We start from the raw sequence: 20,822 nt of genomic DNA on the forward strand, positions 1-20,822 counted from the left end.
CGGCCCCAAGGCGGGGAAGTGCGGTGAAGCGGGGGTCTGCTCGGTGTATTGAAGCGGATCGGGTGATGTCGGTTGATTGCCTGACAGGTAGCGGCTGGGTCCGATAGATGTGTGCACATGGACGACTCCACGCCTGGTGAACGCACTCCCGCAGATGGCGAGCCCGCGCCCTCTGACGAGAAGTCGAAGAGCTGGTACGCGAAGCACAAGCCGAAGATCCGCGTCATGGGCGGCGTGACTCTGAGCGTAAGTCTGGCCGTGGTCGCTTACCTCGCAAGGCAGGGCTCCACAAGGCATGAGGTCGAGGACATCGCGGATTACGAACCGGCCTCCGACGATGAAGCTACGGAGCAGCCTCGCCAGTCCTCGCCTGCCCCTGACCGCGACCCCTTCCTCCGAAGGCTCCCTCCCGGGCAGCACGCCAGCGAAGAGGCCAAGGCGAGGTATAGGGAGTTGACGGGGAACGAGCTTCCTGACGGTTACACCGTGGTTCGCCGGTGGATGTACGGAACCGCAGCCTGACCATCGCACTGGTGTCCGTCAAAGCGGAACAAGCACAGCACTGCTGCCCGCGACCGTCCTGGTCGGGGGCAGCAGTGGTGTCGGGGCCTGTCAGCTGGCTGCCGTGGCCTTGGTGAGGGCCTTGTCGAGGTGGTGGTCGACGAGGGCCGGGGAGCCGGAGACGATCAGCAGCAGGCTGCCGTCGCGGATCGCGGTCTGCTTGACCACGGTGCTCCGTCCTCCGGCGGAGAACGTCAGGAGCTGGCTCCACTGCTCGTCACCGAGGCCGTGGGGCGCGGGCAGCTTCTGCGAAGCGATGTCGATCGGGGTGCCGCCCGCGACGACCTGGTAGGTAGGGCATCCGGTCATGGCGTCGAAGATCCGGCCGATGCCGTCGGACAGCTTGTTCGCGCCGTCGCTGTACAACTCCTCGGAGATCTCGGAGGAGCCGCCGCCGTAGGTGAAGGCCGTCTTCGCTTTGCGGGGGAAGGTGAGCGTGGCGCCGGTGGCCGCGTCGCCGCCCAGTTCGCTCAGGGCCGGGCAGCCGATGACGGTGACGTCGTCGTGCTGGGCGGGGCGCTCCGGCTTGCGCAGGTAGCCGCTGCCGAGGTCGCTCTGGTCGAGCAGGCGCGTCTCCAGCGCGGCCGACGTGAGCGGAGCAGCCTGGGTTGTGTCGGCCGGCGACCCGCTACGGGCGGAGGCGGCGGTGTCGGGCTTGGTGCCGGTGGTGTCGGTGGAGCAGGCGGGCACGGCGAGGAGGGCGGCGGTGATGCCGAGGGCGGTGGTGGCGACGCGAAGGCGCATGACGGAACTGACCCCTTGGTGCTAGGCGACGGGTGGTCAGTGCGGGCCCGCGGGCCCGGTGGGGTCGTAGGAGTGGGGGTCAGTGCCCGAGGTGGCGCAGGCATTCCTCGAACGTGGCGTGCGTCGCGTCCGCCGGTCCGCGGTTCCGGTTGAACCAGGCGGTGTCGAGGCGGGTCTCCTGTTGCTGGTGGCCGACCCGGCACCGCAACCAGATCTGGTCGCGGGTGGAGAGGACGAGCCAGTCCCGGTACGCGCCGCACTCGGAGCAGGCGACCATCTCGCCGTCGAGGACGAGCGGCTGCTTCCACGGCATCATGGTGCCGTCGACCTGGTCGTGGCTGGGTACCCGCAACTCCGGCGGAAGGAAGTCGTCCACCACCGCGGTCGGCTCGATGTGTTCCGGCTCGGCCGGCGGCACCCCGATCCCGGGCGGGACCTCGTTCTGCAGCCGCGCCGACAGCTCGAAGAACCGGCGCTGTTCCTCGCTGGGCTCCTTGGCCCGGCGGCGTATTCGCTGAAACACCCTGGCGTCCTCCTGTGCCTCGTCCTGCTCGCTTCATGATCGTGCCTTACGCCCCTGGCGGTTTCAATTCACAAAGTCCACAGTCGCCTTCGGGCAGGTCATCAGGCGTTTTCCGCCTCCTGGGGGCGCGGATGACGAGTGGGCACGGCGCGTGTCTCCGAGCGGATGAGTGATGTCCCCTCGGCGTGCCCGAACACGCCACGTCGGCTTCGACCGCCCAACTTCGCGTCGCCTACTGGCTCGAGTCGCCGCACCTGCGCCCTTGCGTTCCTCCTGCGTGTGCGCAGCGCCCGTGACCCACAACGCGGGCCTGAACGCCGCCGGGGTCCGCTGTGTCGTACGGCCATGCTGTGGGACGCGAGCGGGGCGGTGGCGGTGCGCCTGCTCCTGGTCGTGCGCTGAGGCTGCACCCCGGCTGGCAGGGCTCACCGGGCTTTGCCCGATGTCTCCTCCCCGCTGCGGCCGCGGCCGGGCGCGGAAGTGTGGGGTGCCGTCCTGCGCGTTGCGGGCTGGACCCCAGCGGCGCCGCTCTCGGACAGGGGCGAGGCGTCGGCGGGCAGATCGGCCGTCCGCCGCATCCGCCACACCAGCACGTCGCTCACCGACTCCGCGGTGTCGAGTTCACGACGCCCGACCGCGGCGGACAGAAGAGCGGCGGGATCGTGGCCGGCGGCTTCGGCTTCCGCGATGGTCGCGGCCAGGGCGTACCAGCCGGGCTCGGCGAGGATCCGCTCCGCGAGCCCCGGCAGCGCTTCGCGCAGCAGCACGGTCTGCCGCTGGAGCACCGGCCGGCTCAGACGTCGGCCTCGCTGGTAGAGCACGCCGAGCGGCTGAGCGGCGGCGGCCCGGTAGGCGGTGCGCAGATACCCGGCCGCCTGGGCGGCGGCTTCGGCCTGCTGGGCATGGCCCTTTCTCGCGTGCCAATGGGCGGCGGCGGTGATGAGGAAGAACAGCATGTCGATCGCCATCGCGGTGGTGGCACCGTCCTCACCACGGCCGAGGGCGGGCCCTCCGTGGACGAGGTCGCGGGCGGCCTGCCGCAGCGCGCGGTCATGCCCGCGTACGGCGCGCACGTGGGAGCGGGAGGCCCGCTCGAACGCTGTTGCGGCGTCTCGCAGTTCACGGCGGGTGTGTGCGGCGGAGGTCTTCGCGAGCGCGTCCAAGACCTCGCCGGCGGCGGCGATGTGGGCGGCTGCGACCGCATCGTCGCCGTGCTCGACGATGAGCACGGCCTGCCACGCAGCCGATGCCGTCCCGCGGCGGGCGGAGGCCGGTGCACCGGGCCCCGTACGGACCATGTCCTCCTTCCATGGAGTCGGCTCGGCCCCAGTGCCGCCGGACCAGCGCTCCCGGATCCGGGGCAGCGACAGGTCGGGGGCCAGGCGCACGCCGGGGTAGAACACCGGCTCGCCGTCCTTGTTCAGGTCGTCGGGCAGAGCGACCTTGTATCCGAGGAGGTCTCCGGAGGGCGCGGCGCGCTTACGGATCAGGAGACCGGCGGCGGCGAGCCGGTCGAAGAACTCCTCGTCACTCCTCGCACCGGACACCGCGCGCCGTACCGTCTCGCGCAGCTCCTCGCGGGCGGTGCGCTCGCGACCCTGGCGTTCGGCCTTGTGGCGTTCGGCGCTGGTGGGCCGCTGGGCGGCGGTGCCGTCGCCGGAGGCGACCTGGTGGAGGCGGAGTTCCTTCTCGATGAGGCGGCACTCGGCCTGCGCGCGTTTGCCGGAGCGGAAGTCGTCGGGGCGGCTGCCGTCCTCGCACACCAGGGTGGCGACGATGTGGATGTGGTCGTCTGCGTGTCGTACGGCTGCCCAGCGGCAGCCGGGCTGCCCGTCGCCGGGGTCGATGCCGGTGGCGGCCACGATCCGCCGGGCGATCTCACCCCATTCCTCGTCGGACAGGATCCGGTCGTCCGCCGTCGCGCGCACGGAGGTGTGCCAGACGTGCTTGGCCGGGCGGGCATGCTTCGGCAGGGCCATCACGGGCTGGTCCAGGAGCTGCTGCAGGTCTTCGAGGGTGGCGTTCGGGTCGCGGCCGGGGTCGGGGGCCATGCCGTCGAAGGAGGCCACGAGGTGGGGGTCGGTGTGGTCCTCGTACTTGCCCGTGTCGTAGAGGTACTTGAGGAGGCCGAAGGTCCGTGATCCGGCGTTGTTGACGCTGGGGATCATGCGCCGTGGCGTTCGATCAGGCGTGTGGCGGCTGCATGCGCCGTGTCGGCGGCCCGCCGTACGGCGGCGACGGCCGCATCGAGCTGGGGAGCGTCCGCGCCGGAGTTGAGTGCCTTGACCGCCTGGTTGAGGTTGCTGCCGGCCCAGCCGAGCCGACGCCGGCTGTCGAACAGGGCTGTGATCACTTCGCGTTCGTCGGCTATCTCGGCGCTGGTTCGATCGAGGTCGCGGGCTGCGGCGAGCGCGGCGCGGGCGAGGAACCCGGCGACGGACAGGTTGCATCGGGCGGCGGCGGACTTGATCAGCGCGAACTCTTCTTCGTTGAAACGAGTGTTGGGCTGGTGCAGGCGCTTCGTGGCGCGCGGCTGACGCGGACGCTGACGAGCGCGCATAGCGCGCTCGCGGTGGCTGCGGCGCTCGGTCGGCTTCTCCTCCGGTCCCGGCTTCGATCCGCCCTCGGTCGAAGCCTCCTGGACCTGCGCCCCCCGGTGCAGGTCCTCTCCGTCCCCCTTGGGGGCGGGGTTGGCGGAAGCTACGCTTCCGCCCCAACTTGCTCGCCCCGAGACCGAGTTGGAGTCGGGATCAAGTTCCGGGGCGGTGCCGTTCGGGGTGGGGTTCGTCATCGGGTTTCGGGCCTCATGGTGCGGGTGTGGTCCTGGATGGTCGCGGCCAGCGTGACGACGTCGGCCGGTCCCATGAGGACGCGGACGGGTCCGTCGGGCCGGTCCTGGACGAGCCACTGGCCGTTCGGCGTGAGGACGGCGGCGTGCAGGAGACGCCGGCGGACCAGGACGTCCGCCCAGGCGATGGCCTCGGCGGCGGTGGGCTCGGATGGACGAGGGGGACACGGAATCACGGCGTGCCTCCTTAAGCGGGGCGGTGGCCCGGCACGGAGCCGGGCCACCCGTTGCGGATAGGGGCGTTGAGCTGGGGATTTGACGGTTCAGCCGCACTCGGGGCAGCGCCCGACGTGGCTGCTGAGCGCCCGGGCCATCCGCTGCTTCGTCGCGGCAGCCTGCTTTGCGCTGGACTTCGCCGCCGGCCTGCCCTCGTGCCGCTTGGAGTGGGCGAGCATGAAGCCGATCTCTCGCTCGTACTCCGCACGGACGGTGTCGAACTGGTGGCAGGTCTTCATCGGGCGGTGCTCCTTGTCTTTGTGGTGTCGTCGCTCCGCAGTTCCTGGAGGACGAGGCTCAGCCGGTCGTTCCGGCCGCCCTTCAGGCCCTCGCGGCGGAGGATCTCCCGCAGCTGGACCCGGGTGACGGACTCGTTGCCGTCCCGTTCGAGCAGGGTGGGGACGTGGGGGCGGACCTGCTGGACGAGCTGGTCCACCGACTGCTCCAGTTCGCGTGGCGGGCGCTGTGTCTGAGGGGTGCGGGACCGGCCGCGCTTCCCCTTGTTCTTCGTCCTGGTCTTTGCGGTCGGCTTCCGCCGGAGAGGGACCTGGTCTCCCCGGTCCCCGGTGGGTTCGGTCCCCGTGTCGGTGTCGGTCGGTCCCCGGTCCCCGGTGGGTTCGGTCCCCGTGTCGGTGTCGGTCGGTCCCCGGTCCCCGGTGGGTTCGGTCCCCGTGTCGGTGTCGGTCGGTCCCCGGTCCCCGGTGGGTTCGGTCCCCGTGTCGGTGTCGGTCGGTCCCCGGTCCCCGGTGGGTTCGGTCCCCGTGTCGGTGTCGGTCGGTCCCCGGTCCCCGGTGGGCTCGGTCCCCGACTCGGCGGCGTTCGGTCCCCGACGCGAATCAGGGCCCTGAGCAGGAACCTCTCGCGTCAGGCGCTCGGTCCCCACGCCTCGGGTGTCCCCCTCCGAGGCTTCCGGGTTGGCGGGACCGGTCCCCGGGACCGGGCCTGCTTCTAGGGCTTCGGTCCCCACACCGGTCCCCGCGTTCTCGCCTTCGGTCCCCGGGCCTGCCGACGCCTTCGAGTCCGCAAGCTCGGGGACCGGTCCCCTCGGATCGCTCGGTCCCGGGTCCCCGTCCGACTCGTCGGGACCGTGGGGACTGGGGACGGGGACCGGCGCTTTCGGGGCCGACTGCAAGGGGACCGTGGCTGGCGTTGTGGTGCTCTGCGCCGGGGACCAGGGCGAGGGCAGCGGGACCGTGGCGAGCGCGAGTGCGTGCCGGCGGGCGGCGAGTTGGTCGAGCAGGTTCGCGCGCTGGAGGGGGTCGGTGCCGACCGAGGCCCTGCCGACCGCCTTCGACAGGCGCCGCGTGAGCCGCCGGCCGCGCCAGCTCCGCTGCTGCTCGGGTGTGCGCTCGGCGAGGCGGGCGGCCAGGGCGACCGCACGGGCGGTCGCCCGGTCTCGGGTGATCTGTGCGGCGTCGCGGTCTCGCGCGGCGATGCCGAGGCGGGACAGGAGCCGCTCGCGTGCCTCCCGGCCCAGGACGGCGATCAGTCCGTGGGAGGCGGCGCCCGGGGTGCGAAGACGCAGCTCGATTCCCATCGCGAGGTGCCACAGCATCGCCGCCATGACCGGCCCGACGAAGGCCCGGACTGTGCCGCCGATGGGACCGCTCTCGGCGTAGGCGGGGATCACCTGCACTCCGGTGATCACCCAGACCAGGGTGCCCGGCATGCCGGGGGCACCCTGAGTGGCCAGGTTCTGGCGTGCCATCAGCGCGGTCGCGAAGAGCGCCAGCTCGGCCGCGGCGAACATGCCGGCCCGCTCGGCGGTGCCGGCCATGTCGAGGAAGTCGGCCGCGAAGCGCCATGAGGTGTCGGCGCTGTAGGCGGTGCAGCCGAGGGCAGCCAGGGCAGCGACCTTGACCGCCGGACCGCCGAGACGTTTCTGCGGGCGCGTACCCCGGCGCCGGATCGTCCAGGCGACCAGCACCAGCACGAGGGCGGCGGGCACGCCGGCGGCGAGGAGGAGAGGGAGGTCCGGAGCGGCGCTGAGGGCCAGGACGGGGTGGGTCATGCGGCCTTTCCGAGAGAGGCGTGCGCCGGAGTCGACGCTGCCGGGCGGGCTATCGGCTGCTGTGTGCCGGGTGCAGCGGGCGCGGGGCTGCCTGCTGCCGTGGTGGTCTTCTTCCGCTTCTTCTTGGGCCGCGGCACGCCGTAGGTGCGGTCGCGGTCGAAGACCTTGTTGGCGGCCTGCCGGAGCAGGTCTCGGGCGTGCTTGTGGCTGATTTGCAGGGCGGCGGCGAGCCGGTCGGGCCGCCAGCCGCGCACGTAGGCGTGGTCGATGACGACCTGCCGCTCGGCCTCGGTCAGATGCACGTCGCGTCCCTGGAAGAAGGCCGTCACGCGCCGGTAGTCGAGACGCTGGGGCAGTCCGTCGTGCAAGGGACGCCTCTCGGCTTCGGTGAGGCCGCCCCAGACGCCCTCCTTGAGGACGTTCTCCAGGGCGAAGTCGAGGCAGTCGCGGCGTACCGGGCACCAGCCGCACAGCTCCTTCGCCTCGGCGATGTCCTCGTGGTCCCGGGGCCCGGGGAAGAAGACGGCGTCGGCGTCCTCGACGTCCATGCCGTGGCACGCTCCGCGGGTGTGCCAGCTGGTGTCTCCGATGCCGCGCAGGCCGGTGGCCGGCGCGTCGTGGGTGGTGATGTGGCGCATGGCGATCTCCGATGTGCTGCCGCGTCGGCCGACCGGGGCGGTGCTCGGCGGGCGCGGCGTCGGGTGCCGGCTGCGGTGCGCGGGCGTGCGCCGCAGCCGGGGGCGGGACGGTGATGTTGGGAGGCGGTGCATCGGACGGGATGCACGCCCCGGATGCGCCGGTCAGGCCATCGCGGGCTGTTGAGCCCGCTCCGTCTGCTGGGCCTGCTGGGCGGTGGCGAGGTCGAGGCGGCCGGGATGTGGGGTGGCGCGCGGGGCAGTGGTACGTACCCCGTCGTCGGGGCCGATCCGGCGGCGGCGACACGGCTCGCCGGGCTGGGCCAGGCACCACTCGCAGCGAACGCTCAGGGCGTCGGGCTGCCCCAGGGCGACGGCCATTTCGCGTGCTGCGCGGGCGGGCCGGTAGGGCGCGAGGGCGGCTCGGGCGGCGGGCGGTATGCAGGAGCCGATCTCCCGCAGCCGCGCCTCCAGCCTCGGGTCGATTCCGTCGCGACCGCTGGTGATCGCCCGGGCCTGCGCGGGCTGCGCGGTGCCGGCGGCGACGGCGCGGCGGGTGCCGACCAGCTCGGCGGTCCAGGCGGCCTGGTCGTCCGGGTCGACGGACGGCGTGGGATCGGTGTGCCGGGCCAGGCGGTCGCGCCGGTAGCTCTCCCAGGGACGGGCGATGTCCGCGGGCAGGATCTGGTATGGCGAGGTGCGGATGTGCTGGCGGGCGGCGACGCGGGCGTCCCAGCCGTGCGGGGTGGCCATCGGCACGTCGCCGAGCAGCTCATGCCACTGGGCGAGCTGGTCGCGGGCCTCGCCCTGGTCGGTGCGGATGGTGCGGGGGTCGAGTCGGCCGACGTAGGCCAGCAGGGCGGCGGTTTCGCGGCGGTCCACGGTCAGCCCTCCGTTCCGGTCGGCTCGTCGAGGGCGGCGAGTAGGGCGGCGGTGTGGGCCTCGGCCCGCGTCATGCCGCCCGGCACGGCGGGGCCCTTGCCAGCGACGGCGTAGAGGTTCGGGCGACCCGGGGCGTGCTCTCGGGCAACCCAGGAGCGCCAGTCGGCAGCCCAGGCATCCGCCGGTCTCGGCTTGAAGTCGGCCCGGTGGGCACGCCACTTCGCGTCGGCAGCTTGCAGACCTTGCTCGCCGAGGCGGTCGAGGTGTCCCTGCTGGCGGGTCCAGGTGTGGGTGGCTGGGTCGATCTGCCACTCGGCAGCCGAGATGACGCCAGCACCACCACTGCTGTACCTACGGTTCAAATCCGGTTCCCTACGGTTCTGTGTGCCGGTTTCCGGTACATCGCTGTGCCGGTTTCCGGTACGTCGAGGTGCCGATTTACGTCGGGACCTGCCGGATTCCGGTACTGCCGGTTTCCGGACCCTCGCGGGGGATTCCGGCACCTCACGGGGGCGGATTCCGCACCGTCGCAGGGCCGAGATCCGGAGCGTCAGGGTGGCCTCGGGCGCATGGTCGGCGTCCTCGTCCTCCGCGGTCTCTGCCACGGCCTTGGCGGCGAGGGGGAGGCGATAGACGGTGCTGCGCTGCGGGCCGGTGAGGTCGTCGAGCTGCTCCAGCTCACCGGCGTGGACCAGGCGGTCGATGGCCTCGCGCACTGTGGAGACGGAAGCGCGCGTGCGCTTGGCCAGGCTGGACAGCGAGGCCCAGGAGACGCACTGCTCGTCGGCCACCCGGTCGGCGATCGACAGCAGGACCAGACGCGCGGTCCCCCGGCTGGAGCTGTGCTCCCACACCCACTCGCGGGCTTCACTGCTCATCGGCCGCTCCCGCTCACGAGGCAGGACCGGCGGCTTTCCGATGCCGTGATGGCGTGCTCCGGGCCGGGGCGGTAAGGCGCCGAGACGAAGGTGGCTGCCGCGCAGGCCAGGCAGTTCGGCCTTTTGCGCAGGGCAGGAGGCATGCAAGAATCCCCTTTGCAGTGTTGCCACGCTGAAGCGCCCCGTGGAAGGGATCAGCGTGGTGATGGTGGGCAATCTCCGCCCTTGCCGGGGCGGTTTGTGCCGTTGAGCGTTCGGCGTCCGGGAGTTCGCACCTCTCGGACGCCGTCGCTGTCATGCGGGCCTACGAGGCCCGGAGTGAGCGCATGCGCTTCTCCTCGTTCGTCGTGCGGGCCGGCTGCCCGGCGGACGACGAACATACGCACGACCCTGCGTCAAGATCCAGACTTGGTTCTTAAACTCTGTAGAAGTCGCGCGGCCGAGCGCGACGCGGGGCGGGTCCTCATGAGCGGTCCTCGGGCCTAGGGGTATGGCGAGCCGCAGGGAGCGATGCGCTCTGCCGCCTCCCCCGACGTTGCAACACTTTGGTGTTGCCGTGGCTGGAACATACGCCAAAGTGATCCCCGCCTGTCAACACCGTAGTGTTCCGTCTCGCGGGTTGGTCTCACATCAACACTGGAGTATCGTCAGGTCTTCAGGGCGTAGATGGGAGGAGCCGGGTGATGGTGGAGTCCAGCGGATCGGCGGAGGTGCCCTCGAGGCCGTCCGGCGGTCGGCAGCTGAGCCTCGCCGACAAGCTGAACCACCTCTTCGAAACAGTGAAGAACCCGGCGACGGGCAAGAGGTACACCAACGCGGAGGTGTCTCGCGCGATCCGTGAGGCCGGCGAGGCGGACGGCCTCACTGTCTCGGAGAGTGCCATTTCGCAGCTACGCTCCGGAGCCAAGCCGAACCCGACCGTGAATACCGTCGAAGCGCTGGCGCGCCACTTCAATGTCACGCCCCAATACTTCTTCCCTGACTTCGACGCCGAGGAGTCCGAAAAGATCCGGGCCTCTATGGAGCTGATCGCGGCCGTGGGGGACAGCAAGGTGCGAGGGCTCGCCCTGCGAGCCAATGGACTCTCGGCCGACAGCCTTAAAATGATCACGACGGTAATTGAACAGGCGCGTCGCCTAGAGGGCCTTGATAAGCCTGACAATCCCTCAGTAACGTGACCTCCCTCACCCGCTATCCCGTTTTGACGGATATGCCTTCAAGATCCTCTTGGTCGCCCGGCGAGGCTGTGTAAAGCTCCGCTGGGCCGCGGGGAATTCTCGCGTGCTGGTGAGTAAGAGTCGAGTAAGGACTGCGTACTGCGCTTGCTCGGGGATCACAGCAAGGATCTCGTTCATGTTCAATCGGCGCTATGCGCGAAAAGAAGCGCAGCTGAGGCGACAGTGCGAGGAGCAACTGCGGGGAATCGAAATATCTGACCCCTACGCGGTGGATGAAGTATGCCGCCAGTTGGCGGACAAGCGTGGGCGCCCGCTGCACCTCCACGAACTGCCCGACCTGGGGGGCGTCAACGCCCCGTGCGGTCTCATGATCTCCTTCGACAGCGGAGATCACATATTTCATGTGACGGCGACAAGTGAGCGGCACCGCGCGCAAATAGTCCGCCATGAATTGGCGCACCTACTCCTCGGGCACGCCAGCGAGAACGCGAGCGTCGTGGAGTCGCTCCTGTCGATCATGCCGCCGGGCGTCGACCCCTCGGCCGTGCTCACAGCGCTCGGCCGGACCAGCTACGACAGTGAGACCGAGTACGACGCTGAGATGGCTGCCTCGTCCCTCGGTGAGCTGTTCGAAGAACTGGCCCACTCCGGTCGAGAACCAGGGCGGCCAGGCGCCATGACGCGTCTTGACGACGCCCTCGTCCATCCCCGGAGGAACCGCCGCTCATGAACACCCCGACCCTCGTCGCCGGCTCCCTGTGGCTCGTGACTCTGTGGCGTCTGCCGGCCATCCGTCACTCCCACAAGCAGCGGAGCCTTGCGCTCACGTTCGCGGCCCTGGCCGCAGCCATGACCTTCGAGGTGCCCGCCGTCAAAGCCGCCATCAGCGACAACGCCGACGTCACCAGCCTTACTCCGCTGCTGAAGCACCTGCTCGGCGTTACCTCCGCGGCCTTCCTCCTGGACTTCATCGTCGCCGTCGTCCGCCCTCAGGGCCTGGCCCGCCGCACCAGGCTGGCAGCGATCGCAGCCACGCTCCCCCTCATGCTCCTCTTCTATGCGCTGGCCAACTGGATGCCAGGTGGGCCAGTACGGGTCGGCGACGGCGAGCGCGCCATCTACCCGGTTCTCTACACGGCGGTCTTCACGCTGTACATCGGCATCGCCATGTTCGTCGCCACCTGGCTTTTCCTCAGCGGCGTCCGGCACAGCCGCACCCTCCTGGGCAGGGCCGGCCTCGGCCTCATGGGGCTCGGCACGCTGCTCGGCAGCCTCTATGCCCTGCAGCGCGTCGGCTTCGTCACGCTGGACCTCGCCACTGGAGTCCGGTATCCGACGCTGGAGTACCAGATCTCCACTGCACTCAAGCAGTTGGCGATTCTGTCGATCGCGCTCGGCAGCTGTCTGCCACCGCTCTCCGTGGCCGTGGAGTACGTCAGATCCTGGATCATGCTCAGGCGGCTCCAGCCTTTGTGGAAGCGCCTGACAGACGCCGCTCCCCACGTGGTGCTCTCCGCATCGGTTCCAAAGCAGCGTGTCGGCTTCCGACTTGAACGATGCGTCATCGAAATTGAGGACGCGTGCCTGGCGCTACGTGAATACGTGTCCGTAGATGTCCGCGAGCGGGCTCGCGCCCTCGCCTTCCAAAAAGGCGTAAGCGAGCAGGAAGTTGATGCTGTGACAGAAGCCGCCTGGCTGCGCGTGGCCGCTAGTGCCGCTCGAACAGGAAACCAACTTGAAGATGTTGAGTACCCGCCCCTCGGTGTCACTGGAAGGGACCGGCCGAGTGAACTCGCGTGGCTCCACGCGGTATCCCGCGCCTACGTTTCTTCACCCGTCGTAACAGAATTCACCCGCCAGGAAGTCGCGCTTGCGCATTTGCCGACAGGCGGACCGGAAAAGGACTCCTCCCATGACAACTGACGTGCACCCCGCGGAGTCCAAACTGGCGCGCCGCATCACCGACTGGCTTGAGCCGAAGAACTGGATTATCGCCGTCACTCTCCTGATCGGCTGGCACACGGCGCAATGGATTGGCGTCGCCTGGGGAGCGGTCGGCGCACTCTTCGCCGCCATCATTCCCATCACCTTCATCAAGTACGGCATTCGGAAGGGCCACTGGGGCGATCGACACGTCGGGGCCAAGCCTGCACGGCTGGTCGTCATGGCCGTCATCCTGCTCTCCGTGGCCACCGGAATCCTTCTCATGGCCGCCGCAGGCGCCCCGCGGACGATGACCGCCCTCATCGTGTCGATGCTGGTCACCCTGGCGATCCTCGCCGTGATCACGTTCGTCTGGAAGATCTCCGTGCACCAGGCCGTCTCGGCAGGTGCCTGCGCGATGCTCGTACAGACCTACGGTGCGTGGATGGCCCTCGGGTTCCTCCTGGTCGTCATTGTTGGATGGTCCCGGGTCGAGCTGCGGGACCACACACGCAACCAGGTCATCGCGGGCACAATTCTCGGCACCATCGTGGCCGCGGCCGTGTTCCAGCTGGCACGCTGATCAGCCCGCCGTCGGCCTGACGGTGGGCGATCGGCGCCCGCTACTCTCGGCGCCGTGACCCAGCAACCGCTTCCCGGAGACACTGCCGCACTGTGGCCTGCCGGTGTACTGGCGCTGGACGGCGACGGTATGGCTGCCCCTCTTCAGGTCGCCGGTCTCGTCCACGACCAGCACCGCGGCATCGTCGTGGAGATGCTCGAGACGTATTCACGCACGTCATCGCGGACGGCGTTCGGCGTCCCAGACGGCCCGGCACAGCAGATAGCTGCATGCCATGCGGGCCGGCCTCCCCGGCCCACTCCACGCTGGTCCAGGCCCAGCACCATCTGCCCGGCCCGGAGGCGGGGTTCGGCCCGGGGGAACCGGCCCGCAATCCGTCCCATGGCCACTCGAACACCTCCCGCCATCGGGCGGGATCTATGCTGTGGCCTGCGGCCACCGTCTCATCGTCAGTCCACACAACTCACGATGATCACGGTGGCCGCACCCGTCTCTGCACCGGTCCCGGACCAAGTGCCCGGCCAAGAAAGCAGCTCATGATCGCCACTGTCCTTGCCGTCATCGGGACGCTCCTGGGATCGATTGTCACCGGCACGTTCCAACACCTGGCGGCTGGCCGCGCCGAGCGCGCGGCCGCCGCTGAGCAGTTGCGCCGCGACCGGCTCGACGCGGTGACCACACTCGCCTCCGCCGACTCCGACCACCGACGGGCCTTGTGGATGCGTGGGGAGGCTCGGCTGCGCGGCGTCAGTGACGTTGAGCTGGAAGAACTACGAGCCAGGTCTCACATCACCCGCTCCGCCATCACCTGCCCCCTGGTTGCGCTGCGGCTCCTCGTGCCCGACCCGGCTGTCCACGCCACCGCACAGGCGATGGTTGTCGCCACCTACAACATGGTCGATGCCGCCACGAGCATCGAGGAACTCACCGCAGCGCAGGACGCTGCACGGGCGGCACACGACCGCTTCATCGACGCTGCAGCTGCGTACTTCAGCGCCATCATCTGACAGGGCCGATGCCCCATGGCCTGAAGCGAGTCGCCCTATGCCGACGGCAGTCAGACACCAAGATCACGATCTACCACTGGAGTATTGGTCGCGACTCCGTGATCTGGTACGGCGAATCTTCTCGCCTGGGGAGGCGACACCCCAGAGGGCGACGGGCCCGGCGAGTGCTCGACTCAGCGGCAACAGCGTCGCCTTGTTCCGCTGCCCATCAGGACGCTCTCCCCGCCGTGGGTGAAGCTGGACTGCGTGGGCCGCCGCGACGGCGTCCTTGGCGATCACCGCGTGCTGCCGAGCCCAGGACCGGTCGGACAGCACCGTGACCGTAGTCAGGGGAAGACGACCTCTTGGGCTGAGAGGAACGGTGGCCTGGCTCGCTGTTGGTCCGGCCATCGGGTCCGATGACCTCGCCCGTGTCCTCACCGCCGCCGGCCGGCCTGAGGAAGCCCAGCCCCTCGCCGCCCAGGTCCCTCCCACCGCGGTGCGCGTCTTCGGCGACGCCACACACCCGGCATGACCTGCGCCTTCCACCATGCCCGCGCGCCCCTCGCGACCAGTGGCGGAGGGTGCCTGGGTCCCTTGCCTTGTCCAAAGTCCCGAACGAGGTCAATCTGTACACGATGAACCACGACCTCGCCGCTGAGCTCCACCGCCGCGCCGAACAAGACCAAGCTGCACGGTGCGTCGCGGCCAATACTCGTGACGGACGCGAGATGTGCCGGATCGACGCCGAAAACACCGCCTGGCTCAAGCAGGTAATCGCCGAACACGGCTGGCCAGGTGTCGCGTTAGTGGGCGCGCAGGGAGCCGAGGAGGCGTGGCTTCTTGCCCAACACGCCGACCTCGCTCCCACCTTCCAGCGCCAGGCGCTCGAACTCCTGAAGGCTGCGGTCGCGGCCGGAGACGCCTCTCCACGCCAGCTCGCCTACCTCACCGACCGGGTCCTGGTCGCAGCTGGCGAACCCCAGGTGTACGGAACGCAATACACCGACGACCCAGACGGCTCGAACCTGCGCTTGCAGCCCGTTGCCGACCCTGACCGGCTCGATGAACGCCGCGCCGCGATGGGCCTGGAACCAGCGGCGGACTATGACCAACGCATGCGCGGTCACTGACCGCCCCCGGGAAGTTGGGCGCAGGAGACCATGGTGAAGTAGTGCGGTGTCAGCGTGCGTTTGACCGTCAGCAAGCGAGCGGCGAAGTCTCGCAGCCGCTCGTGGACGCGGCGGCGAGGGCGTCAGCTGTGTTCTCGCCGATGAATACGTGCTCGCCTGTGGTGTCGGTGAAGGAACGCCTCCGGGGACCCGGGGGTTGCGGGTGGCGTAGGAGTACACCGTCCCCCGGGGCACCTCGTCGGCCGTAGCGCTGAGACGCAGCATGGCCGCTTCGACAGCGGCCGGCGGGACCGCGTTGCCGGTGTGGCGGGCGAGGGAAGCGGTGATCATGTCCAGGTTCCGTAGCGCCACCCGGGCGGGGGCGGCGTGCCGGGAGAGGCGCTCGGCTCGGGTACGCAGCCAGGTGGTGTCGGCTGCGACGTTGGGCCTCGGGCAGGGCCCTCATTACCGCGTCGGCACCAAACGGGTCGAGCGCGGCCGTGGTCGAGTCAAGGTCGCGGGTGAGCGTCATAGGTCCTCTCTCTGCTCCCGTGGCCGGCTCCCGTGCACGGTCATTCGATGAGATGGTCGTCCCGGTAGGACCACACGCGGCCAGCGCTCAGGGTGTCGAGGTAGTCGATGTCCGCATCAGGTGTCCCGGCTGGGGTCACTGCGTCGTGCTCGGGATACCGAGGACGTCGTACAGGTGCTGGCCGTGGGCCCATTTCTTCAGTTCGGGACGGCCCATGAGGATGAGGTCGTGGTGCGCGGCGAAGTCGATCGCAGGCTGAGTGAAGCCGTTGAGGCCGATCATGATCGGTACATCGGCTCCGTGGTGGAGGCGTGCCGTGCCGTTGAACTTCTGCACATGCCCCGAGCCGACGGGGTTCTGGTACTGCTTGCATTGCAAGATCAGGAGCCGATCGTCGTAGTCGCGGGCGGTGACGTCCACGCCGAGGTCTCCGGCGCCTCCCACCCGCCGTGTCCTGCGGAAGCCGTCACGGGCTAGGAGATCGGCGCACGCCTGCTCGAAGCCCGTCGCGGTCATCGCGGCGAGTTGCTTCATCTTGAAGGTCAACACATCCGGATCCACGGCTTCGCCCGGTGCGGCGGTGGACGCGTAGTCCTCGCCGTCACCAACGTAGGTGTACGTGCCGGCGCCGAACCGGAACGACAGCAGCCTCGTAACGAGGGTGAGTGTGGCCAGTGTGCCGACGGCGATGAAGCCGGTCCACCAGGGGTGATCAGCTATCAGCCCCCACAGGTCCACGGTGATCCACCGGCTGACGTCGTCCGTGAGCCACTCCCACACCATCTTGCCGATGGCCAGCGCAAGGACGGCGTACAACAGAAACTTCAGCAGCGGGTCGAGTGACCCGTCTTCATCGAACACAACACCTCCAAGACGTTGACGATGAGGGGCGTGTCAGGCGGCGCGCCTGAACCGGGCACGGCGGGAGCGTGCGGGCAGCCCGAGGAGCTCGTGCAGCGCGGTGCCGGTCTCCGCCCAGCGCCGGAGTCTGTTCCGGTCGACCCAGTGGACGCTGTGCCGGTCGCCCCAGGCCATGGCGTCTCGGGTGAAGGTGCTGTTGGTGACGACGACGGCGTGGTCGGCGCGGTGGGCCGGGCCGGCCGTCCCTTTCACCGCGTACATGACTGAGGACCCCACTTTCCCGCCGACGCGGGTGTGCTTGGCCTGGACGACGATCCGGCCAAGGTGCGTGTGGTCACTGATGACGTCAGCGGCCTGATCGCCGCTGCCGCCTACGCGGCGTGCCGACCAGCCGTCGCGGACCAACAGGTCCCGCAACGCGTGCTCGAACTGCCGGTCGTCCATGGCGTCGAACTCGGCCAGGGTGATCCGCAGCGTGGCCAGCCGCTCGGCGGCACGCCGTCTACCGTGCACCGTGCGCGCGATCCGCCAGACCCCGGCGGCCCCCGCCAGCAGGACCAGGGCCAAGAGGAACGGCCAGGCGTCCTTGAGCGCTCCGACCGCCGCGGCGGCCATTTGGAACGTCAGGACCAGGGCGGCCAGCGCCACGACAGTGGCCGAGAGGACCTCGAGCGCGCCGCGCGGGCGGCGAAGGCGTAACTGCTTACGCCCCATCAGCGGGCGGCCGGAGTGGAGACGGCCGGCTGCGGTTGAGCGGGCGGCGTCGTGGAACTCGCCTCGCCGAACCCGAACATCTGCCCCCATAACCAGATGCCGGCCGCAAGGCCGGCGATCATCCAGCCGCTCATCCGCTTCCCGCTGCCCGGCTTCGGATTGCGGCGAATGTGACCGCGTACGTAGTGGAAGCCGTTCGGCGCCTTCGACATGGTGTCCCCTCCCGTATGCGAGCCGCGGTCGCGGCCTGTCCCTCGAAAATGGTGTAGCAGCGGGCACTGACAGGAACTGATGGATCATGACGAGAGCGAGCCGGGGCAGGCCGTCATCAAGCCAGGCGCGCCACTCCGAGCTGTCAGCCCACCAGGATGGAAGCCTGGGCTGCTGACCTCGGCGGATGAACCTGCCGACTCCTGAGCGGTCAGGAATGTCCCGCCCCGCCGAAGCGCTTCGAGGTTCACGACAGGGTGTCTCTCACCTGCGAAGAACCGCCGCGGTCACCACCGGCGGTCCCGCGATGGTGAATGGCGAAATGCAGCAGGAGCGCACTCGTTGTTGTTCTGCGCCGGGGTCGCCCCCGGCCTGGGTTCTTCGCGGCCTTCTTTATCGCGCCGTCCTCTCAACGGCACCCAACGGAGCGGGGCTTGCTGGACTCGGTCTACTGGGATGACAGGGGCGGACGGGTCAGCCACATCTTGATCAGCACGCCGGGCATCTGACCGGCTCATAGGGCGCGATGGCCGCACTGATCACGTCAGCGAGCTCATCGACGGTCTGCACAGTGTGCCGGGGCGGGGTGATCCAGATCCGCGGCTCGGCGTCCGGCCCGCCCTGGTTGGGGATCAGTTGCGCGTACAGGTGCTGTGTCCGCCGGGGCCCTGCCCTTTGCCCCACGTTGCTTTCTCTGTCAAGTTCAGTGTGTTGAGCTGAGGTGTTCCTCTCCAGCGGCCGGCCGTGCGACGGCGCGCTGGACGTGTTGAAGGATGTTGACGGAGCCCGCGAGCGACGGCATGATGACCGACTGCGTGGCCTACGCCGAACCTCCCGCGACCGTCCCCAGCGCGGTCTCCCATCGGAGGCAAAGGGACCAGCGTCTCAGGTCGTTGTTGCAGCCCGATCGCCTCGGGCGAGGTTGCTGGGGAGCCTTCGCTCAGGGCGTGGAAGGCCGCGATGACAGCCCGTAGGAACTTCAAGCACCAGGTGCGTGCCCGCGCCGCCAAGACCGGCGAGTCCTACACGTCCGCCCTGCGGCACTTCCGTCCGACTCCATCAGGAGACGTCATGTCGGAAGCAAGGAATCCCAAGAGCGTGCGGCTCGCCGTAGCGCAGACCCCCGTACGCGAAGACCCCCGAGACGTGGAAGCGCTGCGCGAAAGTGGGCGTGAGGTCCGTGCTCTGATGCGCGAGGCCAGTGCTCAGGGAGCGAGGATCGTGCACTTTCCGGAAGGCGCGATCTGCTTTCCCAGCAAGCTTGTCATGTCCGTCGATGGCCCGGACGCGGTCGGCCCGGCGGACTGGGATCGGTGCCAGTGGCCCGTGCTCCGATCGGAGTTGGCTGCGATCGCCGAGCTGGCCCGCGAGTTGCGGTTGTGGACGGTGATCCCGTCGGTGCACCGCTTGACCGGCCCGAACCGTCCGCACAACAGCCTCTATGTCATCTCCGATCGCGGGGAGGTCGTCACGCGTTATGACGAGCGCCTGCTGTCGAAGACGAAGGTCTCGTACATGTACTCGCCGGGCGTCTCACCGGTGACCTTCGAGGTCGACGGTGTGCGCTTCGGCTGCCTGCTCGGCATGGAGATCCACTACCCGGAGTTGTTCGCAGAGTACGAGAAGCTGGATGTCGACTGCGTCCTGTTCTCCACCAGCGGCACCCCGGGTAACACCGCCGCCCAAGCCCAAGGCCACGCCGCGGTGAACAGCTACTGGGTCAGCCTGTCAGGGCCGACACAGCAGAGCGCCACCGCACCGTCCGGAATCGTCGCTCCCAACGGCGACTGGCTTGCGCGGTGCCCCGCGGACGACTCGCCATCGGTAGCCGTCGTGAACCTCGACGACAGTGCCGAGGCCGCCACATGGGCACTGACCTACGCGCGTCCCTGGCGTCGTGAGGCGCGCGCGGGCGTCTACACCGGCCACCAAGTGATCGACCCGCGCAGCGAAGACCGGACAGCAGCCTTCTAGCCCAGAAGCAGAATCCGAGGTGTTCGCGGCGCACGAGATGGCTCCCGGCGCCGCCAACACCTCGGTGAGAGCACACCGTCCGCGCCGTACCCGAGTAACCCGACCTGCGCCCAACGGCGAAAGGCCCGCGGTGTCAGGCAACGGACATCGCTCAACGGACCTCGCTGCTCCGGGCGTTCCTCGTCCGAGCAGCCGGGATCAGGACCCGCTCGCCGTTCCTACCGAGGGCCGCCCTCGTGCTCACGGATCAGCGTGGCCGGCCCACGGTTCCGCCGCGCCCCACCAACCCGACGTGGACTCCGCAGGGATTGGGTCCGCCAGTTCTCGAAGTCCCACAGATCGTCGGCCGTGGCTTAGCTCCGCGCCTTCCCGCCACAGGAAGTCGAAGAACAGGCACTCGATCCCCTGCCACCCGGCGATCCTTCGGCGCTCAGTACGTACGCCGACCTGGCACGCATCCGCTCTTGCTCGATCCGCTTCAACACGTCGATCCAACAGGGAAGATGGGGTACTTCTCCCAGCCCGGCAGCCAGAACGGGTGCGGGCCGCCTCACGTCAGATCCGGCTGGGCCGGTCGCGGCTTCGGAGGCCGTGTGTGTAGGACGGCCCGTAGACGATCGCCCAGAGTCCGTCGGAATGCTCGAGGACGTCCGTCGTCTACAGCAGGGCAGCATGATCCGCCGCTACATCGTCTGGTGGAACAACCACACCGCCGACGAACGACTACGCAAGGTCGTCGACAGGGCGAACGTTGCCTGAGGCGGCACTAGATCCGCCGCTGGGCTCGACGAGGCGTAGGCGGTCTTGGCGTCTCTCCCCGGGAGCCAGTCCGGTGAAGCCGAAGTGATCGCCAGATGTGGGGTCGGGCTAGCCTCTACCCTGATGCGGTGAGCCATTATTCGATGTCAGCCAAGGATGTAGTTGCGCTTGTGGAACGGCTCGACGCCCACGGCGTAGATGCGTGTGTTGGCGGCGGGTGGGGCGTGGATGCGCTGCTCGGGGAGCAGACGCGAGAACATTCAGACCTTGACGTATGGGCGCCGGCCGCCCATCTGGAGTCGTTGTTCGTCGCGTTCGCTGAGGCTGGTGTCGACCGGATCTTCCCGTGGCCTGGTGACAGGCCGTGGAACTTCGTCTTGCACGACGGTGTTCGGCTGCGGGTCGACTTGCACCTCTACGAGCCGCTCGCGGACGGATCGCTGCATTACGGATCCGTGGTGGAGGGCGGTCCTTTTCCGGCTGAGGCCCTCGCCGGACGTGGTTCGATTGCCGGAACTGCAGTGCGGTGCGAGTCGGCCGAGTGGGCGGTGCGCTGGCATACCGGCTATCCGGCTCGTGATGTCGATCGCCACGACGTGCCCTTGCTGTGCCAGCGGTTCGGGATCCCTCTGCCTGAGGGCTTCGAGCCGCTTGAGGAGCGTTCCCCAAGCGGCCCGGCGTAGACGCAGGTG

General features: G+C 69.2%; 22 protein-coding genes and 2 pseudogenes. 10 read left to right on the top strand and 14 right to left on the bottom strand.

All coding sequences use genetic code 11. From position 1 onward, the window contains the following. The first annotated feature begins 117 nt into the window (after positions 1-117). Positions 118-522 carry a hypothetical protein gene (locus tag ACYUED_RS37840; protein WP_061334554.1) on the top strand — a complete coding sequence of 135 codons (405 nt, stop codon included), beginning with the start codon at positions 118-120 and terminating at the stop codon, positions 520-522. A gap of 90 nt (positions 523-612) precedes the next feature. Here ACYUED_RS37840 and ACYUED_RS37845 read toward each other — a convergent pair whose 3' ends face one another. From ACYUED_RS37845 to ACYUED_RS37890, 10 genes are all read right to left on the bottom strand, one after another. After that, entirely contained in the window at positions 613-1,305 is a 693-nt protein-coding gene (locus ACYUED_RS37845) for a hypothetical protein (RefSeq protein ID WP_491288956.1), read from the bottom strand. A 79-nt stretch (positions 1,306-1,384) separates the two neighbouring features. Next, positions 1,385-1,828 (bottom strand): hypothetical protein, encoded by a 444-nt coding sequence (locus tag ACYUED_RS37850; protein ID WP_491288957.1) that lies wholly within the window; start codon positions 1,826-1,828, stop codon positions 1,385-1,387. Between the two features lie 425 nt (positions 1,829-2,253). After that, a complete protein-coding gene (locus ACYUED_RS37855) occupies positions 2,254-3,996 on the bottom strand; it encodes a relaxase/mobilization nuclease domain-containing protein (RefSeq protein WP_491288958.1) in 1,743 nt (580 codons plus the stop codon). After that, the gene (locus ACYUED_RS37860) at positions 3,993-4,619 is read right to left on the bottom strand and encodes a plasmid mobilization protein (RefSeq protein WP_491288959.1); all 627 of its coding nucleotides are present in this window, start codon (positions 4,617-4,619) and stop codon (positions 3,993-3,995) included. The genes ACYUED_RS37855 and ACYUED_RS37860 overlap by 4 nt, the downstream gene beginning before the upstream one ends. Beyond that, complete coding sequence (locus ACYUED_RS37865; RefSeq protein ID WP_445036628.1) at positions 4,616-4,852, bottom strand: hypothetical protein; 237 nt, start codon at positions 4,850-4,852, stop codon at positions 4,616-4,618. The genes ACYUED_RS37860 and ACYUED_RS37865 overlap by 4 nt, the downstream gene beginning before the upstream one ends. An 87-nt stretch (positions 4,853-4,939) precedes the next feature. After that, complete coding sequence (locus tag ACYUED_RS37870; protein WP_445038321.1) at positions 4,940-5,131, bottom strand: hypothetical protein; 192 nt, start codon at positions 5,129-5,131, stop codon at positions 4,940-4,942. Next, positions 5,128-6,903 (bottom strand): collagen-like domain-containing protein, encoded by a 1,776-nt coding sequence (locus ACYUED_RS37875; protein ID WP_491288960.1) that lies wholly within the window; start codon positions 6,901-6,903, stop codon positions 5,128-5,130. Before ACYUED_RS37875 ends, ACYUED_RS37870 begins: the two co-directional genes overlap by 4 nt. Continuing rightward, complete coding sequence (locus ACYUED_RS37880) at positions 6,900-7,541, bottom strand: WhiB family transcriptional regulator (protein ID WP_269655416.1); 642 nt, start codon at positions 7,539-7,541, stop codon at positions 6,900-6,902. Before ACYUED_RS37880 ends, ACYUED_RS37875 begins: the two co-directional genes overlap by 4 nt. Before the next feature lie 162 nt (positions 7,542-7,703). Next, on the bottom strand, positions 7,704-8,420 hold the full coding sequence (locus ACYUED_RS37885; protein ID WP_491288961.1) for a zinc finger domain-containing protein: 717 nt from the start codon (positions 8,418-8,420) through the stop codon (positions 7,704-7,706). Positions 8,421-8,422: 2 nt separating this feature from the next. Further along, positions 8,423-9,298, bottom strand: a complete 876-nt coding sequence (locus ACYUED_RS37890) for a helix-turn-helix domain-containing protein (protein ID WP_491288962.1) — start codon at positions 9,296-9,298, stop codon at positions 8,423-8,425. Positions 9,299-9,981: 683 nt separating this feature from the next. Here ACYUED_RS37890 and ACYUED_RS37895 point away from each other — a divergent pair. The 4 genes from ACYUED_RS37895 (at position 9,982) to ACYUED_RS37910 (ending at position 12,982) form a co-directional block, all read left to right on the top strand. Next, positions 9,982-10,476 carry a helix-turn-helix domain-containing protein gene (locus ACYUED_RS37895; RefSeq protein ID WP_491288963.1) on the top strand — a complete coding sequence of 165 codons (495 nt, stop codon included), beginning with the start codon at positions 9,982-9,984 and terminating at the stop codon, positions 10,474-10,476. 175 nt (positions 10,477-10,651) lie between these two features. Then, positions 10,652-11,206 carry a secondary metabolite protein gene (locus tag ACYUED_RS37900; RefSeq protein WP_445034647.1) on the top strand — a complete coding sequence of 185 codons (555 nt, stop codon included), beginning with the start codon at positions 10,652-10,654 and terminating at the stop codon, positions 11,204-11,206. Further along, a complete protein-coding gene (locus ACYUED_RS37905; RefSeq protein WP_491288964.1) occupies positions 11,203-12,399 on the top strand; it encodes an MAB_1171c family putative transporter in 1,197 nt (398 codons plus the stop codon). The genes ACYUED_RS37900 and ACYUED_RS37905 overlap by 4 nt, the downstream gene beginning before the upstream one ends. Beyond that, positions 12,389-12,982 carry a phosphatase PAP2 family protein gene (locus tag ACYUED_RS37910; protein ID WP_254076161.1) on the top strand — a complete coding sequence of 198 codons (594 nt, stop codon included), beginning with the start codon at positions 12,389-12,391 and terminating at the stop codon, positions 12,980-12,982. The genes ACYUED_RS37905 and ACYUED_RS37910 overlap by 11 nt, the downstream gene beginning before the upstream one ends. Before the next feature lie 99 nt (positions 12,983-13,081). On the opposite strand, the pseudogene ACYUED_RS37915 reads toward ACYUED_RS37910, so the two are convergent. After that, positions 13,082-13,365: pseudogene (locus ACYUED_RS37915) on the bottom strand (transposase); the annotation flags it as partial. Positions 13,366-13,518: 153 nt separating this feature from the next. Between ACYUED_RS37915 and kilB the strand changes: the two are divergent. Then, entirely contained in the window at positions 13,519-13,989 is a 471-nt protein-coding gene (gene kilB / locus ACYUED_RS37920; protein ID WP_445034645.1) for a plasmid transfer protein KilB, read from the top strand. 617 nt (positions 13,990-14,606) lie between these two features. Beyond that, positions 14,607-15,101 carry a DUF6624 domain-containing protein gene (locus tag ACYUED_RS37925; RefSeq protein WP_491288965.1) on the top strand — a complete coding sequence of 165 codons (495 nt, stop codon included), beginning with the start codon at positions 14,607-14,609 and terminating at the stop codon, positions 15,099-15,101. A gap of 646 nt (positions 15,102-15,747) precedes the next feature. On the opposite strand, the gene ACYUED_RS37930 is transcribed toward ACYUED_RS37925, so the two are convergent. Genes ACYUED_RS37930 through ACYUED_RS37940 form a run of 3 tightly spaced genes read right to left on the bottom strand, consistent with a single transcriptional unit; the run spans position 15,748 to position 17,399 of the window. Continuing rightward, positions 15,748-16,473 (bottom strand): restriction endonuclease, encoded by a 726-nt coding sequence (locus ACYUED_RS37930; protein WP_445034644.1) that lies wholly within the window; start codon positions 16,471-16,473, stop codon positions 15,748-15,750. A gap of 33 nt (positions 16,474-16,506) precedes the next feature. Beyond that, positions 16,507-17,187, bottom strand: coding sequence for a restriction endonuclease (locus ACYUED_RS37935; RefSeq protein WP_491288966.1), 681 nt, complete (start codon positions 17,185-17,187; stop codon positions 16,507-16,509). Beyond that, on the bottom strand, positions 17,187-17,399 hold the full coding sequence (locus tag ACYUED_RS37940) for a hypothetical protein (RefSeq protein WP_491288967.1): 213 nt from the start codon (positions 17,397-17,399) through the stop codon (positions 17,187-17,189). The genes ACYUED_RS37935 and ACYUED_RS37940 overlap by 1 nt, the downstream gene beginning before the upstream one ends. A 1,144-nt stretch (positions 17,400-18,543) precedes the next feature. Here ACYUED_RS37940 and ACYUED_RS37945 point away from each other — a divergent pair. The 3 genes and pseudogenes from ACYUED_RS37945 (at position 18,544) to ACYUED_RS37955 (ending at position 20,813) form a co-directional block, all read left to right on the top strand. After that, a complete protein-coding gene (locus ACYUED_RS37945; protein WP_491288968.1) occupies positions 18,544-19,371 on the top strand; it encodes a carbon-nitrogen hydrolase family protein in 828 nt (275 codons plus the stop codon). Positions 19,372-20,031: 660 nt separating this feature from the next. Then, positions 20,032-20,130, top strand: a pseudogene (locus tag ACYUED_RS37950) (transposase); the annotation flags it as partial. A gap of 128 nt (positions 20,131-20,258) precedes the next feature. After that, the gene (locus ACYUED_RS37955) at positions 20,259-20,813 is read left to right on the top strand and encodes a nucleotidyltransferase domain-containing protein (protein WP_240439549.1); all 555 of its coding nucleotides are present in this window, start codon (positions 20,259-20,261) and stop codon (positions 20,811-20,813) included. Positions 20,814-20,822 lie beyond the last annotated feature (9 nt).

It is taken from the genome of Streptomyces sp. DF42 (assembly GCF_058267695.1).